This window comes from Kitasatospora sp. NPDC001309, assembly GCF_042896295.1.
Classification (GTDB): Bacteria; Actinomycetota; Actinomycetes; order Streptomycetales; family Streptomycetaceae; genus Kitasatospora.
In genome coordinates, this window is sequence record NZ_JBIAXC010000045.1 from 1 (window position 1) to 19,248 (window position 19,248).

At 73.8% G+C, this 19,248-nt stretch carries 19 protein-coding genes; 7 read left to right on the top strand and 12 right to left on the bottom strand.

Annotated elements, in window-relative coordinates; translation table 11 throughout:
* The 6 genes from ACFY2K_RS33725 to ACFY2K_RS33750 all read right to left on the bottom strand — a co-directional run.
* Positions 1–818, bottom strand: an 818-nt coding sequence (locus ACFY2K_RS33725) for an SGNH/GDSL hydrolase family protein (protein WP_387716445.1), incomplete at its 3' end; no start/stop codon positions are given.
* 35 nt (positions 819–853) lie between these two features.
* Entirely contained in the window at positions 854–2,065 is a 1,212-nt protein-coding gene (locus tag ACFY2K_RS33730) for a beta-ketoacyl-[acyl-carrier-protein] synthase family protein (RefSeq protein ID WP_387716447.1), read from the bottom strand.
* A gap of 50 nt (positions 2,066–2,115) precedes the next feature.
* On the bottom strand, positions 2,116–2,358 hold the full coding sequence (locus ACFY2K_RS33735) for an acyl carrier protein (protein ID WP_375890866.1): 243 nt from the start codon (positions 2,356–2,358) through the stop codon (positions 2,116–2,118).
* A 14-nt stretch (positions 2,359–2,372) separates the two neighbouring features.
* Positions 2,373–3,803 (bottom strand): MFS transporter, encoded by a 1,431-nt coding sequence (locus tag ACFY2K_RS33740; RefSeq protein ID WP_387716449.1) that lies wholly within the window; start codon positions 3,801–3,803, stop codon positions 2,373–2,375.
* A gap of 104 nt (positions 3,804–3,907) precedes the next feature.
* A complete protein-coding gene (locus tag ACFY2K_RS33745) occupies positions 3,908–4,813 on the bottom strand; it encodes a class I SAM-dependent methyltransferase (RefSeq protein ID WP_387716451.1) in 906 nt (301 codons plus the stop codon).
* Positions 4,814–4,965: 152 nt separating this feature from the next.
* Complete coding sequence (locus tag ACFY2K_RS33750) at positions 4,966–5,913, bottom strand: acyl-ACP desaturase (protein WP_387716453.1); 948 nt, start codon at positions 5,911–5,913, stop codon at positions 4,966–4,968.
* 256 nt (positions 5,914–6,169) lie between these two features.
* Between ACFY2K_RS33750 and ACFY2K_RS33755 the strand changes: the two genes are divergently transcribed.
* The 3 genes from ACFY2K_RS33755 to ACFY2K_RS33765 all read left to right on the top strand — a co-directional run bounded on the left by ACFY2K_RS33755 (position 6,170) and on the right by ACFY2K_RS33765 (position 8,749).
* Positions 6,170–7,249: a cation diffusion facilitator family transporter gene (locus ACFY2K_RS33755; RefSeq protein WP_380532545.1), complete on the top strand. Its 1,080-nt coding sequence runs from the start codon at positions 6,170–6,172 to the stop codon at positions 7,247–7,249.
* 109 nt (positions 7,250–7,358) lie between these two features.
* The gene (locus ACFY2K_RS33760) at positions 7,359–8,261 is read left to right on the top strand and encodes a 5'-3' exonuclease H3TH domain-containing protein (RefSeq protein WP_375890946.1); all 903 of its coding nucleotides are present in this window, start codon (positions 7,359–7,361) and stop codon (positions 8,259–8,261) included.
* A gap of 113 nt (positions 8,262–8,374) precedes the next feature.
* The gene (locus ACFY2K_RS33765) at positions 8,375–8,749 is read left to right on the top strand and encodes a peptidoglycan-binding protein (protein ID WP_380532542.1); all 375 of its coding nucleotides are present in this window, start codon (positions 8,375–8,377) and stop codon (positions 8,747–8,749) included.
* A gap of 104 nt (positions 8,750–8,853) precedes the next feature.
* Here ACFY2K_RS33765 and ACFY2K_RS33770 read toward each other — a convergent pair whose 3' ends face one another.
* Positions 8,854–11,709, bottom strand: coding sequence for a DEAD/DEAH box helicase (locus ACFY2K_RS33770; protein ID WP_375890944.1), 2,856 nt, complete (start codon positions 11,707–11,709; stop codon positions 8,854–8,856).
* 291 nt (positions 11,710–12,000) lie between these two features.
* Between ACFY2K_RS33770 and ACFY2K_RS33775 the strand changes: the two genes are divergently transcribed.
* On the top strand, positions 12,001–12,375 hold the full coding sequence (locus ACFY2K_RS33775; RefSeq protein WP_375890856.1) for a hypothetical protein: 375 nt from the start codon (positions 12,001–12,003) through the stop codon (positions 12,373–12,375).
* Positions 12,376–12,404: 29 nt separating this feature from the next.
* Positions 12,405–12,794 (top strand): ArsR/SmtB family transcription factor, encoded by a 390-nt coding sequence (locus tag ACFY2K_RS33780; protein ID WP_375890855.1) that lies wholly within the window; start codon positions 12,405–12,407, stop codon positions 12,792–12,794.
* Positions 12,795–12,817: 23 nt separating this feature from the next.
* Here the strand turns inward: ACFY2K_RS33780 and ACFY2K_RS33785 are convergent, their stop codons facing one another.
* On the bottom strand, positions 12,818–13,990 hold the full coding sequence (locus ACFY2K_RS33785) for an aminotransferase class V-fold PLP-dependent enzyme (protein ID WP_387716455.1): 1,173 nt from the start codon (positions 13,988–13,990) through the stop codon (positions 12,818–12,820).
* A 160-nt stretch (positions 13,991–14,150) separates the two neighbouring features.
* Here ACFY2K_RS33785 and ACFY2K_RS33790 point away from each other — a divergent pair, with 160 nt between their 5' ends.
* Positions 14,151–14,528: a DUF2568 domain-containing protein gene (locus ACFY2K_RS33790; protein WP_375890851.1), complete on the top strand. Its 378-nt coding sequence runs from the start codon at positions 14,151–14,153 to the stop codon at positions 14,526–14,528.
* 182 nt (positions 14,529–14,710) lie between these two features.
* A complete protein-coding gene (gene soxR, locus ACFY2K_RS33795; RefSeq protein ID WP_375890850.1) occupies positions 14,711–15,184 on the top strand; it encodes a redox-sensitive transcriptional activator SoxR in 474 nt (157 codons plus the stop codon).
* A 93-nt stretch (positions 15,185–15,277) separates the two neighbouring features.
* Here soxR and ACFY2K_RS33800 read toward each other — a convergent pair whose 3' ends face one another.
* Genes ACFY2K_RS33800 through ACFY2K_RS33815 form a run of 4 tightly spaced genes read right to left on the bottom strand, consistent with a single transcriptional unit; the run spans position 15,278 to position 19,245 of the window.
* Positions 15,278–16,258, bottom strand: coding sequence for an ABC transporter ATP-binding protein (locus ACFY2K_RS33800; protein WP_380524718.1), 981 nt, complete (start codon positions 16,256–16,258; stop codon positions 15,278–15,280).
* Positions 16,258–17,265 (bottom strand): ABC transporter ATP-binding protein, encoded by a 1,008-nt coding sequence (locus ACFY2K_RS33805; protein WP_387716458.1) that lies wholly within the window; start codon positions 17,263–17,265, stop codon positions 16,258–16,260. The genes ACFY2K_RS33800 and ACFY2K_RS33805 overlap by 1 nt, the downstream gene beginning before the upstream one ends.
* The gene (locus tag ACFY2K_RS33810) at positions 17,265–18,251 is read right to left on the bottom strand and encodes an ABC transporter permease (RefSeq protein ID WP_380524716.1); all 987 of its coding nucleotides are present in this window, start codon (positions 18,249–18,251) and stop codon (positions 17,265–17,267) included. Before ACFY2K_RS33810 ends, ACFY2K_RS33805 begins: the two co-directional genes overlap by 1 nt.
* Positions 18,252–18,282: 31 nt before the next feature.
* On the bottom strand, positions 18,283–19,245 hold the full coding sequence (locus tag ACFY2K_RS33815) for an ABC transporter permease (RefSeq protein ID WP_375890842.1): 963 nt from the start codon (positions 19,243–19,245) through the stop codon (positions 18,283–18,285).
* Positions 19,246–19,248: the final 3 nt, after the last annotated feature.

The following is a 19,248-nucleotide window of genomic DNA, read 5'->3' on the forward strand; positions in this document are numbered from 1 at the left end:
CGCCCGCCACGGCGAGGCGGCCCACCGCAGCCCGGTCGGCAGCAAGTCGGGTGGTGGGTCGGGTGGCGGGTGGCTGCTGGGGCAGGGGCGGGGGCTGGGGTGGGGAGGTGGGTGGCGGCGGTGAGGAGGGTGGGGAGCATGCGGGTGGCGTGGGTGGCGTAGCCGTGCGGGGAGGGGTGGATGCCGTCGGGGCCGAGGAGTTGGGCGGCGCGGTGGTGGAAATCGGGGCCGGAGGTGGGGGCGAGGTGGGCGTCGGTGCGGGTGGCGGTGCGGGTGTGGAGGCGGGCGAGGCGGGTGGAGCGGTGGTGGCCGATCCAGCGGACGGGGGTGCGGAAGCCGGGCGCGTAGCCGGGGTCGGGGCAGGGGACGACGACGAGTTGCCAGCCGGCCTCGCGGAGGGTGCGGGCGAGGTGGGCGTGCCGGCGGGCGGCGCGGCCGAGCGGGGCGGGCAGCAGGACGTCGTTGCCGCCGACGATCAGTACGGCGACGCCGGGCCGCAGCCGGGCGGCGCGCAGGACTTGGCGGCCGACGGCGGCGGTGGTGGCGCCGGCCCGGGCGTGGACCCGCAGGTCGACGGGCCGGCCGGTGCCCTCGGCGAGGCCGGTGGCGAGCAGGGCGCCGAGGGTCTGCTCGGGGCGGTGGGCGCCGAAGCTCTGGGCGAGCGAGTCGCCGAGCATCAGCAGGGTGAGCGGGTGGTCGGCGGCGTCCGGGGCGGAGCCGTACCGGCCGTCGGCGACCGGGACGAACCAGTCGGTGGGCGGCCGGTGGGCGAGCAGGCGCAGGTACAGCCGGGCGAGCCGGTGGGCGAGGCGGCACATGGGGGGATGGACTCCGGGGTCGGGCGGGAGGGCGGTCAGGCGGCGGTGAGGACGACGGCGGCGTTCTGCCCGCCGAAGCCGCAGGAGACGGACAGGGCGGAGGGGGCGTCGACCGGCCGGGGCGCCTTGGTGACCACGTCGAGGCGGATGGCGTCGTCGAGCCGGTCGAGGTTGGCGGTGGGCGGGACCAGCCGGTGCTGGAGCGCGAGCACGGTGAGGGCCGCCTCGATGGCGCCGGCCGCGCCCATGGTGTGGCCGATCACGCTCTTGTTGGCGGTGACCGGCGGCGGTCGGCGGAAGACCTGCCGCAGGGCCGCCGCCTCGGCGGGGTCGTTGAGCGTGGTGCCGGTGCCGTGCGCGTTGACGTGCCCGATCTCCTCGGGTGCCAGCCCCGCGTCGGCGAGTGCCGCCCGTACGGCCCGGGCCAATCCGTCGCCGCCGGGGTGCGGGGCGGTGAAGTGGTGGGCGTCGCCGCCGGCGCCGTGCCCGGCGAGGTACCCGCGGACGCGGGCGCCGCGGGCCCGGGCGTGGTCGGTACGTTCGAGCAGCAGGACGCCCGCTCCTTCGCCGAGGACGAAGCCGTCCCGGTCGGCGTCGAAGGGCCGGGAGGCGCCGGCCGGGTCGTGGCGGCGGCGGGAGAGCGCGCCGAGGCGGTCGAAGCCGACGCAGGTCATCGCGGAGCGGGCGCTGTCGGTGCCGCCGGCCAGCACGAGGTCGCAGGTTCCGGCCCGGATCAGGTCGCTGCCGAGGGCGAGCGCGCTGGTGCCGGAGGCGCAGGCGGTGCTGACGACCAGGCCGGGGCCGAGGGCGCCGAGGTCGAGGCTGACCTCGCCGGCGGCCATGTTGGGGATGGAACGCGGGATCATCAGCGGGGAGATCCGGTCGGCCCGGCCCGCGGCGAGCCGGCCGTACTCGACCACGTGGGTCTGCACGCTGGTGGCGCTGACCCCGAGGACGACGCCGACCCGGGTGCCGTCCCAGTGCGCCGGGTCGAGCCCGGCGTCGGCGACGGCCTGGCGGGCGGCGAGCACGGCCAGCTGGCTGAACCGGTCGAGGCGCCGGGCGAGCCGCCCGCCGAGCAGGGCGGGCGGGTCGAAGTCGGCGACCCGGCAGGAGAAGTCGACGTTCAGGCCGAGGAGTTCGGGGTCGGGGCGGGCGGTGGGCGCGGCGCCGAGGAAGTGCTCCCAGACGGCGTCGGCGCCGCTCCCGGCCGGGGTGACCAGGCCGAGTCCGGTGACGGCGACCATCGAATGGGACGGAGCCGCCGGACGGGACGGGGCAGCTGAACGCAGCGGGCTCAACTGACCGATTCCCGGGCCAGGGTGGCGTCCGCGTGGGCGGCGAGTTCGCCGAGGGTGCGGTCCGGGCCGATGTCGGCGACGGTGACGCCGAGCTTCTCCTCGACCACCAGGGAGAGTTCGACCAGGGCGAGGCTGTCGAGGGCGAGCGAGGCGAGGGTGGCGTCGGGGGTGACCACGGCCGGGGAGACGTCGAACTCGTCGATCAGGCAGGCGCGGATCGTCTCGTAGCTGCTGGGCATGGTGAAGTTTCCTTTCAGCTGGGGGTGTTGAGGGTGTCGATGACGGCGGAGGCGGCAGCCCGCCGCCCGGGCAGCCGGGTCCAGGCCAGCGCGGCGCCGAGCAGGGCCACCGCGCCGCCGACGACGGCGGCGGCCGCCAGACCGTCGGTGAAGGCGGCCGGGTCGCCGGGAGCGGCGCCGGTGAGCGAGGTGGCGAGGACGGAGCCGAGCACCGCCACGCCGAGGGTCGAACCGACCTGCCGGGTGGCGTCGTTGAGCGCCGAGCCGACCCCGGCCGCGCCGACCGGGACGGCGCTCATCACCACCTCGGTGGCGACCGGGGCGAGCAGCCCGGCACCGAGCCCGGCGAGGGCCTCGAAGAGCAGCACCCGCCCGTCCCCCGAGTCGGCGGCCAGCCGGCCGAGTTGGACGAATCCGGCGGCGATCAGCAGCAGTCCGCCGGCCGAGGGCACCCTGGCCCCCAACGGCCGTGCTAGCAGAGGCCCGAGGAGCGCGCCGACGGCGAGCCCCAGGGACAGCGGGACCATCCGCAGCCCGGCCTGCCAGGCGCTCAGGCCCCGCACCTGCTGGAGGTAGAGGGTGAGCAGGAACATCGCGCCGAACATCGCGAAGGACATCAGCGCGAGCGTGGTGGTGGCCGGCCAGACCGGCCCGCCGCGCAGCAGCCGGACCGGCACCATCGGTGCGGCGCAGCGGAGTTGGCGACGCACGAAGGCGGCCAGCAGCAGGACGGCGATCGCGAAGGCGGTGAGCACGGCGGGGCCGGTCCAGCCCCGGCCGGGGGCCTCGATCACGCCCCAGACCAGGGCCAGCAGTCCGGCACAGGACAGCAGCGCCCCGGGCCGGTCCAACGGCCGGGCCTCCGGCGCACGGGACTCGGGGACGGCGACCAGGGCCGCCGCGCCGATCACCGCGATGACCGGGACGTTGAGCCAGAACGCCGACTGCCAGCCGTACCGGTCGACCAGCAGTCCGCCCGCCACCGGGCCGAACACCGCACCGACCCCGGCCACCGCCGCCCAGATGCCGATCGCCCGCTTCCGGGCGACCGGATCGCGCAGCACGTGCACCACGGTGGACAGGGTGGCCGGCATGAACAGGGCCGCGCCGAGGCCCATCCCGCAGCGCGCGGCGACCAGTTGGGCGGGCCCGGTGCCGAGCGCCCCGGCGGCCGAGGCGGCCCCGCACAGCGCCAGCCCGGCGAGGAAGGCGCGCCGCCGGCCGTACCGGTCCCCCAGCGCACCGCCCGCCAGCACGCAGCCGCCCAGCGCCAGCGCGTAGCCGTCCACGATCCACTGGGTCTCGGCGAGGGTCGGGCCGAGGTCGGCGCGCAGGCCGGGGACGGCCACGTTGAGCACGGTGAAGTCGAGGCCGAGCAGGAACAGCGCGGCGCAGACCACCGCGACCGCCGCCCAGGCCCGCCGCGCGGTGGGCGGCGAGCTCACGGGCGCCGGGGCCGCAGGAGTCGAGCTCACGGGCGCCGGGGCCGCAGGAGTCGGGCCCACAGACGTCGGGGTCGCAGGCGTCGGGGTCGCAGGAGTCGGGGCCATCAGGCGGACAGCCGCAACGGCTCGTCGCGCCGCCGGAAGCCGATCCGGTACAGCGTGGCCGCGCCGCGCAGGAAGGTCACCTCGCTGGCCCGCAGGTAGCGCCGGTACCGCCGGTAGCCCTCGGGGCCGACCAGCTGCTCGGCCTGCTCGCGGGCCCGCAGCAGCCGGGCCGACCAGGAGGCGAGGGTGCGGGCGTAGTCCTCGGCGGAGGCGGTGAGGGCAACCACCGAGAAGTACGGGTCGCAGGCGGCGGCGATCTCGCTCAGCCGGGGCAGCCGGGCGGTCGGGAAGACGTCGTTGCCGACGAAGTCGCCGATCGGGCCGGAGCCGTCGGCGGCGCCGTCGTAGGCGATGGTCTGCAGCGACATCCGGCCGCTGGGGCGCAGCCAGCGGTGGCAGGCCGCGAAGTAGCGGGCGTAGCAGTCGAGGCGGTCGGCCCGGCTCATCCCGGCGGTGGCGAAGTGCTCGAAGGAGCCCATCGCCATGACGGCGTCGTACGGCCGGTCGGGGTCGTGGGCCTCCCAGCTCTCCAGTCGGGGTTCGACGCCGGGCAGGGCACGGGCGGCGAGGAACTCGTACTGGGCGCGGGAGACGGTCAGCCCGACGGCTTCGCGGACCCGGTCGTCGCCGCTCGCGTGCGCCAGCATGGCGCCCCAGCCGCAGCCGACGTCGAGCAGCCGCAGGCCGTCGCCGGGGCGGGCGCCGACCAGGTCGAGGTGGTGGTCGAGCTTGGCCCGCTGGGCGCGCGGCAGGGCGGTGGCGTCGGGCGCGTCGCGGGGGATGCCGTCCCACTTGGCGGCGGTGTAGGCGAGGGTCTCGTCCAGCCAGAGGGCGTAGAAGTCGTTGCCCAGGTCGTAGTGGAACTCGATGTCGGCGGCGGTGGTGCCGGCCGTGGTGACGGTCATGCGGATCCTGTTCCGGGTGGTCCTGCGGTCCGGGCGGTCTGTCGGTCCGGGTGGTCTTGCGGAGGTCCAGGTGGACTTGCGGAGGTCCAGGTGGACTTGCGGGGGCCCGAGCGGCCTTGCGGGCCCTACGGAGGCCCGGGCGGGCGGTGCTCTCAGCCGGCACCGGCCCGGCGGGCCCGGACGGCGAGGGCCTGATCGCGGCGCTCGACGAAGCGGGCGGCCCGCGCGTCGGTCCGTGCGAGGTGTGCGGCGATCCGTTCGCGGGCCTGTTCGCCGGTGGGGCCGAGCCCGGTCAGCTCGGTCACCCGGAGGGCGCGCAGCAGCGGGACGAGCACCTCGTCGTGGTGCACCCGCAGGTCGTAGACGCCGGCCACCGCGATCTCGGCGGCCAGTCGGCCGAAGCCGGGCATGGCCTGGCCCGGCATGGCGAAGTCGCGGATCGTGGCGTCGAGCGTGACGAGCACCTGGTCGGCGTCCACCTCGACTGCCGCGCGCAGCAGTTCGCGGTAGTAGACCATGTGGAGGTTCTCGTCCTGGGCGATCCGGGCGAGCAGCCGCTCGCAGACCGGGTCGCCGCTGAGCCGCCCGGTGTTGCGGTGGCTGACCCGGGTGGCGAGCTCCTGGACGGCGGCGTAGGCGACCACGCCGAGCACCCCGTCGAGCTCGGGGGCGGTGCCGGTGGCGAGGTGCGCCATCCGGGAGCGCTCCAGCGCGACGGGGTCGACGGCGCGGGCGGCGTGCAGGTAGCCCCGGATGGCGGCGGCATGGCGGTCCTCCTCGGCGGTCCACCGGTGCAGCCAGGCGCCCCAGGCGCCGTCCCGGGAGGTCCGGCTGCCGATGGTCCAGTGGTAGCCGGGCAGGTTGTCCTCGGTCAGCAGGTTGACGACCAGGGCGGAGCGCACGGCGGGTGCCAGCGCGGACTGCTCGGGGCGCCAGGGCTCGCCGCCCAGCGGGCCGTCGAAGTCCCGGCCGAGGCTCCAGGGGACGTACTCGTGCGGGAACCACTCGCGGGCGGCCGCGAGATGACGATTCATCAACTCCTCGGCAGTGGCTTCGAGTTCGGAGAGCCAGCGGGCGGTTTCCGCGGTAGCGATCTTCACGGGCCATGATCGTCGCGGACCGGCGCGCGGCTGCGCAAGCCCGCCTCACCCGTTCAGGTGACCCCGGGATCACGGCCCTGACCTGGGTCTATGCCACCGGCAATCCGGGCGCCGAGCGGCCCGACACGCGGCGCGTGAACGGCAACGACAACGGTCACCAGTACAGCCTTTGGATCTTTGTCGATTTTGCGGTTCACTTCGAGTGCGGGCGATCGCACCCCGTCACCACCCACCCGTGCGTCCAGAGAGGACTTCGATGGCCGGGCACGAGCATTCCCACGATGATCATGCGCATGACCACCAGAACCCGAAGGGCCACGGCCACGGAGGGCACGGCGGCCACGCGCACGGCCACGGGGGCCACGGCGGCCACTCCCACGGCGTCGCCGCCGACGCCGACCGCCGCTGGCTGGTCAGCGCCCTCACCCTGATCGTCGTCTTCATGGCCGGCGAGGTCGTGGTCGGCTTCGCCGCCCAGTCCCTGGCCCTGATCTCCGACGCGGCGCACATGCTCACCGACGCCGCCTCGATCGTGCTCGCCCTGGTCGCCATGCGGCTCTCCGCCCGCCCGGCCCGCGGCGGCTACACCTACGGGCTCAAGCGCGCCGAGATCCTCTCCGCCCAGGCCAACGGCGTCACCCTGCTGATCCTCTCCGCCTGGCTCGGCTACGAGGCGATCACCCGGCTGATCAGCCCGCCCGAGGTCACCGGTTCACTGGTGCTGGTCACCGCGCTGATCGGGATCGTGGTCAACCTGGCCGCCACCTGGTGCATGTCCAAGGCCAACCGCAGCTCGCTGAACGTCGAGGGCGCCTTCCAGCACGTGCTCACCGACCTCTACGCCTTCATCGCCACCGCCGTGGCCGGTGCGGTCATGCTGACCACCGGCTTCGCCCGGGCCGACGCGATCGCCTCGCTGATCGTGGTGGCGCTGATGCTCAAGGCCGGCATCGGGCTGGTCCGGGACTCCGGGCGGATCTTCCTGGAGGCCGCCCCCGCCGGGATCGACCCGGACGCGGTGGCCGACCGCCTGGTCACCGAGCCGCTGGTCGAGGAGATCCACGACCTGCACATCTGGGAGATCACCTCCAACCAGCCGGCCCTGTCGGCGCACATCCTGGTCACCCCCGGCGGCGACTGCCACGCCGTCCGGCGCGAACTGCAGCGCCGGCTGTCCGAGGAGTACGGCATCACCCACAGCACCCTCCAGGTCGACCACGTCGGCGAGGACGAGGCGGGCGCGCTGCTGCAGATCGCCGGCCCGGGCGAGTCGGCCGCCGAGCACTGCGCCGACGCCCACGGCCCGGTGCACCGCGCCGGCCCGCACGAACACTGAGCGCGAGCACTGAGCAGGATCGCTGAGCACGAACGCCGAGCACGAACGCCGAGACCGCCGTTCGTCGTCGCAGTGCGGCATGATCTGACTCGTGACCGCACCGCGACTGATGCTGCTCGACTCCGCCAGCCTGTACTTCCGGGCCTACTACGGCGTACCGGACTCCCTGCGCTCGCCGCAGGGGGAACCGGTCAACGCCGTCCGCGGCCTGCTGGACTTCATCGCCCGGCTGGTGCACGACCACCGGCCCGAGGAACTCGTCGCCTGCATGGACGCCGACTGGCGCCCCCAGTGGCGGGTGGACCTCGTCCCTTCGTACAAGACCCACCGGGTCGCCGAGGCCGCCGTGGACGGCGAGGAGGAGGTCCCGGACACCCTCGCCCCGCAGGTGCCGGTGATCGAGCAGGTGCTGGACTCCCTCGGCATCGCCCGGGTCGGCTGCCCCGGCTACGAGGCGGACGACGTGATCGGCACCCTCACCGCCCGCGCCACGGGCCCGGTGCAGATCGTCACCGGCGACCGCGACCTGTTCCAACTGGTCGACGACGAGCGGCTGATCACCGTGCTGTACCCGGTCAAGGGGATGGGCAACCTCCAGGTCACCGACGACGCGGTGCTGCTGGAGAAGTACGGCGTGCGCGGCGACCGGTACGCCGACATGGCCGCCCTGCGCGGCGACCCGTCCGACGGCCTGCCCGGCGTCAAGGGCATCGGCGAGAAGACCGCCGCCCAGCTGATCAACGAGTACGGCGACCTGGCCGCGATCCGCGCCGCCGCCCTGGACATCGGCTCCCGGCTCACCCCGGCCCGCCGCCGCAACATCGTCGAGGGCGCCGCCTACCTGGACGTCGCCCCCACCGTCGTCCGGGTCGCCCAGGACGCCCCGCTCCCGGACTTCGACCCGGTCCTCCCCCGCGAGCCCGCCGACCCGATGACGCTGGAGCACCTCTCCGCCCGCTGGGGTCTCGGCACCTCCCTGGAACGCGTCCTGGAGGCCCTGGCCACCCGCTGAGCCCGCTCCCCGCCGGCGACCTGTCGGCAGCCAGCCAGCGACCTGTCGGCGGGCAACGGTAGGGTTCGGGGAAACTGATGATCAGTTGTGTGTTTCCGAACTCGGGGGGTCCCTTGAACACCGTCTCCGTCAAGCGCCGCGGCGCGTTCCTGCTCGCGGCCGCCGCCCTGGCCACCGTCGGCGTCGCCGGCACCGCCCAGGCCGTGCCCAACTCCGGCTCGCTGTGGGTCGGCTACGGCAAGAGCAACACCTACGCCAGCGTCAAGTGCGTCCAGCTCATCTCCAACAGCCTGCACTACCAGACCGGTTACCACACGGTCGACGTGGACGGCTCGTTCGGCCCGGACACCTACGGCGCGATCGTCGCGCTCCAGAAGTGGGCCAGCCTGGACCCGGACGGCGTCGTCGGCCCGCGGACCGGCGACGTCATGATCGAGGCGACCAAGGACAGCTACCACTGCTACTCCTCGCTGCCCACCCTCAAGTAGGCACCGGCACCCAGCACTGCAGGGGCCCGCACGTTCCCTCGAACGTGCGGGCCCCTGCGCGTTGCCGGCGGCCGGGCCCCGTCCGGCCGGACAGGGCCTAGCCCCTAGCCCACCGAGGAGTAGGCGATGATGCCGCGGCGCAGGCCGTCGACGGCCTTGCGGGCGGTCCTGCGGAGTTCGGCGTCCTCGCCGGCCGCGTCCTGGATCTGACCGAGGACGTCGATCAGCTGCTTCGTCCAGCGGACGAAGTCGCCGGCCGGCATGTCGGCGTCGCGCAGGACCTGGTCCAGGCTGTGGCCGAGCGCCCAGCGGTAGGCGGCCCAGGCGAAGCCGAGGTCGGGTTCGCGCTGGCCGACGCCTTCGGCGGTGTTGATCCGGTGCTGCTCCTCCAGGGCGTCCAGGTGGCCCCAGATCCGGACCATCTGGCCGAGCGCCTCCTTGGCCGCGCCCTCCGGCACCCGGGGGGCGCCGGCGTCGTCGGCCTGCCGCGACTCGAAGACCAGCGCCGAGGCGCAGGCGGCGAGTTCGGCGGCGGCGAGGCCGCTCCAGACGCCCTCGCGGATGCACTCGGAGGCCAGCAGGTCGAGCTCGCCGTAGAGCCGGCCGAGCCGCTTGCCGTCGTCGGTGACGGTGTCACCGCTCAGGTAGCCGAGGTCGGTGAGCAGGCCGCAGACCCGGTCGAAGGTGCGGGCGATGGTGTGGGTGCGGGAGCGCATCCGGCGTTCCAGCAGTTCGGTGTCGCGGTGCAGCCGGTGGTAGCGCTCGGCCCAACGGGCGTGGTCCTCGCGGTCGGAGCAGCCGTGGCAGGGGTGCTGGCGCAGCTCGGTGCGCAGCCGGGTGATCTCCGGGTCGTCGGCGGCGGCCGCGCGGCCGCGCCGGAACCGCTCGGGCTCCAGGTGGCCGGCCTTGGTGCGCAGCGCGGAGGCGAGGTCGCGCCGGGACTGCGGGCTGCGCGGGTTGAAGGACTTGGGGATGCGGACGCGTTCGACGGCGACCACCGGGTGCGGGAAGTCGATCATCGCGAGCCGCTTGACCTGCCGCTCCGCGGTGAGCACCACCGGGCGCGGGCCGTCCTGGAAGTCGGGGTGGCGCGGGCCGCCCCGGCCGGAGCGGCTGACCGGCGGCAGGCCCGGGTCGAGGACCAGGGCGAGACCGGCGAACTTGCCGGTGGGGACGTGGATGACGTCGCCCGGCTTGAGCTGCTCGATGGACTCGACGGCGGCGGCGCGGCGCTGGCTGCTGCCCTCGCGGGCCAGCTCGTTCTCGCGGTCCTTGAGCCGGCGGCGCAGCTCCATGTACGCGTCGAAGTCGCCGAGGTGGCAGGTCATCGACTCGCGGTAGCCGTCCAGCCCCTCCTCGTTGCGCTGCACCTGGCGGGCGATGCCGACGACCGAGCGGTCCGCCTGGAACTGGGCGAAGGAGGTCTCCAGCAGTTCGCGGGAGCGGTGCCGGCCGAACTGGGAGACCAGGTTGACGGCCATGTTGTAGGAGGGCCGGAACGAGGACTTGAGCGGGTAGGTGCGGGTGCCGGCCAGACCGGCCAGCGCCTCCGGGTCGAGGCCGCGCTGCCAGAGCACCACGGCGTGGCCCTCGACGTCGATGCCGCGCCGCCCGGCCCGGCCGGTGAGCTGGGTGTACTCGCCCGGGGTGATGTCGGCGTGGGTCTCGCCGTTCCACTTGACCAGCTTCTCCATGACCACCGAGCGGGCGGGCATGTTGATGCCGAGCGCCAGGGTCTCGGTCGCGAAGACGGCCTTGACCAGGCCCTTCACGAAGAGCTCCTCGACCACTTCCTTGAACCGGGGCAGCATCCCGGCGTGGTGGGCGGCGATGCCGCGCTCCAGTCCGTCCAGCCACTCGAAGTAGCCGAGGACGTGCAGGTCCTCGTCGGGGATGTCGGCGCAGCGCTCCTCGACGATGGCCCGGACCACGGCGCGGTCGGATTCCTTGTTGAGCCGCAGGCCGGAGCTGAGGCACTGCTGGACGGCGGCCTCGCAGCCGGCCCGGCTGAAGATGAAGGTGATCGCGGGCAGCAGGCCCTCGGCGTCGAGCCGGTCGATGACGTCGACCCGGCCCGGCGTCCAGACCTTGCCGGGGCGGCCGTTGGGCATGGAGCGGCCCCGGCCGCGGCCGAACCGGTCGCGCGGGTTGCGGTCGAGCTCGGAGCGGGCGAGCCGGACCAGCTCGGGGTTGACGGCCTTGCCGGGGTTCTTGAGGCTGTGCTTGGGGCGGCCGTCCCGGTCGGGGTCGGCGAACAGGTCGTACATCCGGTTGCCGGCCATCACGTGCTGCCACAGCGGGACGGGGCGGGTCTCGGAGACGATCACCTTGGTGCCGCCGCGGACGGTGTCCAGCCAGTCGCCGAACTCCTCGGCGTTGGAGACGGTCGCGGAGAGCGAGACGAGGGTGACCGACTCGGGGAGGTGGATGATGACCTCCTCCCAGACGGCGCCGCGGAGGCGGTCGGCGAGGTAGTGCACCTCGTCCATCACGACGTAGCCGAGGCCGTCGAGGGTGCTGGAGCCCGCGTAGAGCATGTTGCGGAGCACCTCGGTGGTCATGACCACCACGGGGGCGTCGCCGTTGACGGAGTTGTCACCGGTGAGCAGGCCGACCTTGGCGGCGCCGTAGCGCTTGACCAGGTCCCCGTACTTCTGGTTGGAGAGCGCCTTGATCGGCGTGGTGTAGAAGCACTTGCGGCCGCCCTGGAGGGCCAGGTGCACGGCGAACTCGCCGACGATGGTCTTCCCGGAGCCGGTGGGGGCGGCGACCAGGACGCCGGAGCCGGCCTCCAGGGTCTCGCAGGCCTCCAGCTGGAAGTCGTCCAGCGGGAAGTCGTACAGCTGCTGGAAGCCGTACAGGGCGGTGGCCTGCTCCTTCGCCCGGCGACGGCTGGCCGCGTACGCCTCGGCGGGGCTGAGCTCCTGGTCTTCCTGGGGCTCTGGATCGGGGGTGTTCATCGCCGTCCGGGTGTGGTTGGTGTGATCTCGCATCTCAGCGAGAGGTTACCCGGGAGGAGTGACATCGATAGCACCGTTTTCCGAGGCACCGTTTTCAGAGCCGGGAGATCACTCCTCTCTCAGATCCATAGTTGCAAATGTCTTCAAGTGATCAGAGTCCGGCAAGATCCGAGCGACTCCGGTCATTCGCGGTGGAGTCCGGGATTCGCTCCCTACCTTCGTGAGCCAGGGCCGCGAGCGACGCGATCACCGCGCCGTCCCCGGCCACCGACTCACGGGAGGACCGCCACGATGGCGAACCTGGAGACGTCCCTCAAGGACTCCATGTCGATCGACGGCGCGATCGGCGTCGCCCTGGTCGACTACGGCAGCGGCATGGCCCTCGGCACCCTCGGGGACGGCGGCGAACTGGACCTCAACGTCGCCGCGGCCGGCAACACCGACGTGGTCCGCGCCAAGATGCGGGCGATGGAGGCGCTCAACCTGCTCGACAACGAGATCGAGGACATCCTGATCACGCTGACGCACCAGTACCACATGGTCCGGCCGATCACGACGCCCAGCGGGCGCGGGCTGTTCCTCTTCCTGGTGCTCCACCGCAACCGTTCCAACCTGGCGATGGCCCGCCACCGGCTCAAGCAGATCGAGCTCTCGCTGGAGATCTGAGCCCGCCGACACCAGGGAAGGGGGGCCTCGTGACGATCGGAGTACCTCCCGGCCGACGGCCGGGGGAGCTGTACCAGGCCAAGGCCGAGTTCTTCCGGATGCTCGGCCATCCCGTCCGGATCCGGGTGCTGGAGCTGCTGCAGGCCGGACCGACACCCGTCCGCGGACTGCTCGCCGAACTGGAGGTGGAGCCCTCCAGCCTGTCCCAGCAGCTCGCGGTGCTGCGCCGGTCCGGCATCGTCACCGCCACCCGGGACGGCAGCACCGTGGTCTACGCGCTGGCCGGCGGCGACGTCGCCGACCTGCTGCGAGCAGCCCGGCGGATCCTCACCGGGCTGCTCGCCGACCGCGACCTGCTGCTCGCGGAACTGCGGGCGGCGGGCGACCAGGGCCCGGCCGGCCCCGCGCCCACTCCTTGAACAGGGGCCGGTCGGCCGCGTGCCTACTCCTTGAACAGTTCCACCAGCGCGTCCGCGAGCCGCTCGTAGTCCGCCGCCCGGTTGTACAGCTGGGCGCTGACCCGCAGCACCGCGCCGTCGGGCCCGGGCCGGACGGCGACCCGGATCCGGTGCCGCCGCCACAGCTCGCCCAGCAGCGCCTGGTACTGCGCCTCGGTGTCGCCGCACCCCGCCGGCAGCCGTACGGCGCGCATCCACACCCCGGGCGTCGCGGGCAGCGCCCGCAGGCCCGCCCGCTCGACCAGCACCCGCTGGCCGTACGCGGCGAGCGCGGCGTTGTGGGCGGCGACCGCCTGGACGCCCAGTTCGCGCAGCAGCTCGAAGCCGGCCGGGGCGGCCAGCCACGGGGTGTAGTCGCAGGTGCCGCGCCACTCGACGTTGGCCGGGAAGCCGCGGTGGTGCTCCCAGGACAGCGCGAGCGGGCGCACCCGGGCGGTCCACTCGGGGCGGACGGACAGCACCCCGGTGGCGCGCGGCGCGAAGGCCCACTTGTGCAGGTTGCCGAACCAGAAGTCGGCGTTCGGGTCGACCGGCCCGGGCAGCATCCCGGGGGCGTGGGCGCCGTCCACCACGGTGGTCACCCCGCGTCCGCGCAGTTCGGCGACCAGGGCCGGGGAGGCCACCGCACGGGCGGTCAGCGAGGTGATCCGGTCCAGGACGGCGACGGTGGTGCGGTCGTCCACGGCGGCGAGCACCGCGGCCCGGACGGCGGCCTCGTCCGGGGCGTCCAGCGGCACCTCGGCGACCACCAGCTCGGCCCCGGTCTCGGCGGCCCTGCGGGCGACGGCCTGGGTGACGGCGCCGTAGCCGTGGTCGGTGACCAGGATCCGGTCACCGGGGGCGAACGGGATGCTGTCCAGGGCGATCGCGGCCGCCTCGGTGACGTTGGCGACCAGGGCCAGCCGCTCCGGGTCGGTGGCCAGGTCGGCGGCGATCCGCGCCCGGGCACCGGCGATCCGGGCCGGCAGGTCGGCGAAGAAGCCGTCCGGGTCCAGCTCGTGCTCGGCCCGCAGCTCCTGCTGCACCCGCTGCACCGGGACCGGCACGGCCCCGAAGGAGCCGTGGTTGAGGTGCGCGGCCTGCGGCGAGACGCTGAACAGGCCCTCGGCGGCGGGCAGCGGGACCGGAGGCTCGGCGGTGCTCAGGTCGTCGACCACGGCGGTACTCCCTCTGGTGATGTGTGACATTGCATGCGTCAGGCTACGGCCCGGCCTCTGTTCCGTACACGTCTTCGGGGCGATCCATTGAGTTCCCGCCGGACCGACTGGGAAACTCCGCCTGACCGCGGAGACCGCGACGGAACGGGGAGAGCACAGGATGAGGATCGAAAGACCGGGACCGGTCGGGCAGCGGCAGTGGACCCCGCTGACCATGGCCAACGCGGGGCTCGCCTTCGGGCTGGAGCTCGCCCTGCTGGCCTCGCTCTGCTACTGGGGGTTCAGGACCGGCTCCGGCCTGGGCACCCGGCTGCTGCTGGGCCTCGGCGCACCGGCCCTGGCGGCCGCGTTCTGGGGGCTGTTCCTGGCCGCGGGCGGGCCGAGGTTCCGCCAGCCGCTCGGCGTGGAGATCGTGCTCAAGCTGCTGGCCCTGCTCACCGGGGCGCTCGCGCTGCACGCCGGCGGGCGGACCACCCTGGCAGTGGTCTACGCGGTACTGGTGGTCGTCAGCGTGACCGTGGAGTACACCGTGCGCTGACCCCGCAGAAGGGTTCGCGCCGTCCTCCGCAGGCACCGGCCGGCGGCGACTGCGCAGGGTAACTCCGCTGTCCGACAACGATCGTGGCGCCCCGGGAACGGAGTGTTCGGTCACGTCCGATAAGCTGGGACTTCAAGAGAGCTTGAAGTCGAGCGGCAGCGACGAGTCAAGGAGCGGTGACCATGACCGGGACGGCACCCGTCGACCTGCTCAGCGTGGGCGAGGTGGCCCGCCGGGCCGGGATCGCCACCTCCGCCGTGCGCTTCTACGAGGAGCAGGGGCTGATCTCCTCCGAGCGCTCGGCCGGCAACCAGCGCCGCTACCGGCGGCACGTCCTGCGCCGGATCTCGCTGATCCTGGTCGCCAAGCGGCTCGGCATCCCGCTCGCCGAGGTCGCCGAGGTGTTCACCGGGCTGCCCGAGGACCGGATGCCGGGCAAGCACGACTGGGAGCGGATCTCCCTCCGCTGGGCCGAGCAACTGCGCGCCCGCCGAACCGAGTTGGAGCGGCTGGAGGACGAACTGACCGGCTGCATCGGCTGCGGCTGCGTCTCGCTGCGCCGCTGCCGGGTGCTCAACCCCGGTGACGAGCTCGCCACCGAGGGGCCCGGGCCCCGGCTGCTGCTGCCCTCCGAGGAGCAGCAGGGGGAACAGTAGGGGGACCCGCGGGGGGAGCAGTGGCGGGTTGGTACCCGGTCGGACGCGGCCCTCGTGAGGTTCCCCGCCACGCCCGACCGGGGGCTTTTCCGGTTACGGCTGCTCCGGGAAGTGGCAGGCCGCCTGGCGCCCGCCGACCCCCACCACCTCCAGCAGCGGCCGTTCCGTCCGGCAGCGCGCCTGCGCCTTGGGGCAGCGCGGGTGGAAGCCGCACCCGGTGGGCGGGTCGGCCGGGCTCGGCGGGTCGCCGAGCAGCACGATCCGTTCCCGGGCCCGCTCCGCCGCCGGGTCCGGCAGCGGGACGGCGGACAGCAGCGCCCGGGTGTACGGGTGCGCCGGACGGCCGTACACCTCGGCCTTGTCGCCGATCTCCACGATCCGGCCCAGGTACATCACCGCGACCCGGTCGCAGACCCGCTTGACCACCGAGAGGTCGTGCGCGATGAACACGTACGCCAGGCCCAGCTCCCGCTGCAACTGCTCCATCAGGTTGACCACTTGGGCCTGGACGGAGACGTCCAGCGCGGAGACCGGCTCGTCCGCGACCACCAGCTTCGGCGAGGTGGCCAGCGAGCGGGCGATGCCGATCCGCTGCGCCTGGCCGCCGGAGAACTCGTGCGGGTAGCGGTCGAGGTGCTCGGGGATCAGCCCGACCAGCTCCATCAGCTCGGCCGCCCGGCCGCGCGCCGCCGCGGCACCCGCGCCCTGGACCAGCAGCGGCTCGGAGATGATCCGGGCCACCGTCTGCCGGGGGTTGAGCGAGGAGTACGGGTCCTGGAAGACCATCTGCAGGTGCCGCCGGTGCGGCCGCAGCCGGGCCTGGGACAGCCCGCCGATCTCGGTGCCGTCGAAGGTGACGGTGCCCGAGGTGGGGTCGAGCAGCCGGACGATCATCCGGCCGGTGGTGGACTTGCCGCAGCCGGACTCGCCGACCAGGCCCAGGGTCTCGCCCGCGGCGAGGTCGAAGCTCACCCCGTCCACGGCCCGGACCGGCGCACCGGCCCGGCCGGTGCGGGTACGCCGTCCGGCGAAGGTCTTCACCAAGTCCCTTACGGACAAAAGCGGTTCGGCCATCAGAGGGCCCCTTCCGGCACCAGTGGCAGATGGCAGGCGGCCCGGTGGCCGACCCCGGGCGGGCCGGACGGGTCGAGCGGCGGGCGCTCGGCCAGGCAGCGGGCGTGCTCCTCCGCGGTCGCCGCGGTGGTGCGGGCGCAGCGCGGGGCGAAGGAGCAGCCGGGGGCGGGGGTGAGCAGCGAGGGCGGGCTGCCGGGGATGGCCCGCAGCGGGGCGTCGTCGGAGTCGTCCAGGCGCGGGAGCGAGTCCAGCAGCCCGCGGGTGTACGGGTGCGCGGGTGCGGCGAACAGCCGTTCCGCCGGGGCCTGTTCGGCCGCCCGGCCGCCGTACATGACCAGCACTTCGTGGGCGACCCGGGCGACCACGCCCAGGTCGTGGGTGATCATCACGACGCCGAGCCCGCGGTCCTGCTGGATCCGGGCGATCAGGTCGAGGATCTGCGCCTGGACGGTGACGTCCAGCGCGGTGGTGGGCTCGTCGGCGATCAGCAGGTCCGGTTCGCAGGCGAGCGCCATGGCGATCATGACGCGCTGGCGCATGCCGCCGGAGAACTGGTGCGGGTACTCGTCGACCCGGCGGGCCGGTTCCGGGATGCCGACCTCGGCGAGCATCTCGACGGCCCGGGCCCGGCCGGCCTTGCGGCCCGCCCGGAAGTGCACCCGGTAGTGCTCGGCGATCTGTTCGCCGACGGTGTAGAAGGGGTGCAGGCTGGACAGCGGGTCCTGGAAGACCATGGCGATCCGCCGACCCCGGACGGCGCCCAGCTCCCGCTCCCCCAGACCGGTCAACTCCCGTCCGTCGAGCCGGATCGAGCCGGAGACGGCGGCGCCGCGGTGCAGGCCCATCAGGGCCAGCGAGGTGACGGACTTGCCGCTGCCGGACTCGCCGACCAGGCCGAGGGTGCGCCCGGCCTCGACGGTGAAGGAGATGCCGTCCACGGCCCGGACGGTGCCGCGCGGGGTGTCGAAGGCGACCTTGAGGTCCTCGACCTCCAACAGGCTGGTCATCAGTACCTCACTCTCGGGTCGACGTACGCGTAGAGCAGGTCGACCAGCAGGTTCGCGACGACGATGAAGAAGGCCGCGAGCAGGGTGACGCCGAGGATCACGGGCTGGTCGGAGCGGGCCAGGCCGTCGTAGAACAGCCGGCCGACGCCGGGCAGACCGAAGATCGACTCGGTGATGACGGCCCCGGCCAGCAGCCCGCCGAGGTCCATCCCGAAGATGGTCAGGATCGGTGTCGTCGCGGAGCGCAGCCCGTGCTTGACGGTCACCGTGCGCGGCGGCAGCCCCTTCGCCCGGGCGGTGCGGATGTACGGCTCGGCCATCGCCTCGATCATCGAGGTGCGGCTCTGCCGGGCGTACATGGCCGCGTACAGCAGGGCCAGGGCGGTCCAGGGCAGCAGCAGGTTGGTGGCCCAGTCGAGCGGGCCGTCGGTGAACGCGTGGTACGAGGGGTAGGGCAGCAGCCCGGCCGTGCGGACCACGCCCCAGATCAGCATGATCGAGGTGAAGTAGACCGGCAGCGAGGCCGCCCCGACCGAGAGCACCATCAGGGCCCGGTCGGTGAAGCCGCCCTTGCGCAGCGCCGAGGTGACGCCCGCGCCGAGGCCGAGCAGCAGCCAGAGCACGGCCGCGCCGAGGGCGAGCGAGACGGAGACCGGCAGGCGGTCGGCGAGCAGGTCCCGGACCGGCAGCCCGTACTCGTAGGAGTAGCCGAGGCAGGGGAAGCCGCAGTGCACGGCACTCGGGCCGGTGCCGTAGTCGCGGCCGGCGAAGATGCCGGTCAGGTAGGTGGCGAACTGCTCCCAGACCGGTTTGTCCAGGCCCATCGCCGCCTTGACGTCGGCGAGCCGTTCGGGGCTGCAGGTCTTGCCGCAGGCGGCCGCGGCCGGGTCGTTGGGCAGCAGGTAGAAGATGGTGAAGGTGATGGCGCAGATGGCGAGCAGGATGCCGGCCACGCCGAGCAGGCGGCGGCCGAGGTAGAGGATCACGACCGGCCTCCGCGGGGGTCGGGGTGGCGGTTCACGAGCGGGCTCCCCGGGGGTCGAGGATGTCGCGCAGCGCGTCCCCGAGCAGGGTGAAGGCGAGCACGGCGAGGAACAGGAAGGCGGTCGGGATGAGGAAGTAGGTGGGGTCGGTCTCGTAGTGGGCGATGCTCTCGGCGATCATCTGCCCCCAGGAGGGGGTGGGCGGGCGGACGCCCACGCCGAGGTAGCTGAGCGCGGCCTCGGTGGCGATCATGCCGGGGATCAGCAGCGTGGTGTACGCGATGACCGGGCCGGAGACGTTCGGCAGGATCTCCCGGGTGAGGATCCGCCAGGAGCGGGCGCCGCCGACCCGGGCGGCCTCGACGTACTCGCGGTGCTTGAGCGAGAGGGTCTGGCCGCGCACCACCCGGGCGATGCCGGGCCAGGTGAACAGGCCGATCACCAGGGTGATCAGCAGGATCCGGTTGACGTCCTTGGCCACCGACATCATCGCGATCATGAAGATCAGCGAGGGGAAGGACATCGTGAGGTCCATCAGCCGGGACAGCACGGCGTCGGTCCGGCCGCCGAAGTAGCCCGCCGAGACACCGGCCAGGGTGCCGGTGACCACGACCACCGCGGTCGCGGTGAACGCGATCAGCAGCGACACCTGGCCGCCGTGCAGCACCCGGGCGAACAGGTCGCGCCCGGTGATCGGCTCCACGCCCAGCCAGTGCCGGGTGCTGATGCCGCCGAAGTCACCCCTGGGCATGCCGCCCAGGTAGGCGTCCACGGCACGTTTGTCGAACTCCTCGGGGGACCAGCCGCCGAGCGCGCTCAGCGGGCCGGCCAGGGCGGCCGCCAGGACCAGCACGCCGACCGTGACCAGGCCGAACCGGGCCGAACCGCGGGCCCACAGCTGGTCCAGGACGAGCCGCCACGGCCCGCGCCCGGCCGCCACGGCGGGGCCCGCCGGCGCGCCCGCCGGCGCCGAGGGGGCTTCGGTGGTGGTGCTCATCGC

What these genes read in the sequence shown, in the direction of transcription:
- ACFY2K_RS33755 (WP_380532545.1), top strand. Translation starts at nt 6,170, where the DNA reads ATGGCCGGGCACGAGCATTCCCACGATGATCATGCGCATGACCACCAG.
- ACFY2K_RS33790 (WP_375890851.1), top strand. Translation starts at nt 14,151, where the DNA reads ATGAGGATCGAAAGACCGGGACCGGTCGGGCAGCGGCAGTGGACCCCG.
- ACFY2K_RS33805 (WP_387716458.1), bottom strand. Translation starts at nt 17,265, where the DNA reads ATGACCAGCCTGTTGGAGGTCGAGGACCTCAAGGTCGCCTTCGACACC.
- ACFY2K_RS33745 (WP_387716451.1), bottom strand. Translation starts at nt 4,813, where the DNA reads ATGACCGTCACCACGGCCGGCACCACCGCCGCCGACATCGAGTTCCAC.
- ACFY2K_RS33815 (WP_375890842.1), bottom strand. Translation starts at nt 19,245, where the DNA reads ATGAGCACCACCACCGAAGCCCCCTCGGCGCCGGCGGGCGCGCCGGCG.
- ACFY2K_RS33730 (WP_387716447.1), bottom strand. Translation starts at nt 2,065, where the DNA reads ATGGTCGCCGTCACCGGACTCGGCCTGGTCACCCCGGCCGGGAGCGGC.
- soxR (WP_375890850.1), top strand. Translation starts at nt 14,711, where the DNA reads ATGACCGGGACGGCACCCGTCGACCTGCTCAGCGTGGGCGAGGTGGCC.
- ACFY2K_RS33800 (WP_380524718.1), bottom strand. Translation starts at nt 16,258, where the DNA reads ATGGCCGAACCGCTTTTGTCCGTAAGGGACTTGGTGAAGACCTTCGCC.
- ACFY2K_RS33760 (WP_375890946.1), top strand. Translation starts at nt 7,359, where the DNA reads ATGCTGCTCGACTCCGCCAGCCTGTACTTCCGGGCCTACTACGGCGTA.
- ACFY2K_RS33770 (WP_375890944.1), bottom strand. Translation starts at nt 11,709, where the DNA reads ATGAACACCCCCGATCCAGAGCCCCAGGAAGACCAGGAGCTCAGCCCC.
- ACFY2K_RS33735 (WP_375890866.1), bottom strand. Translation starts at nt 2,358, where the DNA reads ATGCCCAGCAGCTACGAGACGATCCGCGCCTGCCTGATCGACGAGTTC.
- ACFY2K_RS33775 (WP_375890856.1), top strand. Translation starts at nt 12,001, where the DNA reads ATGGCGAACCTGGAGACGTCCCTCAAGGACTCCATGTCGATCGACGGC.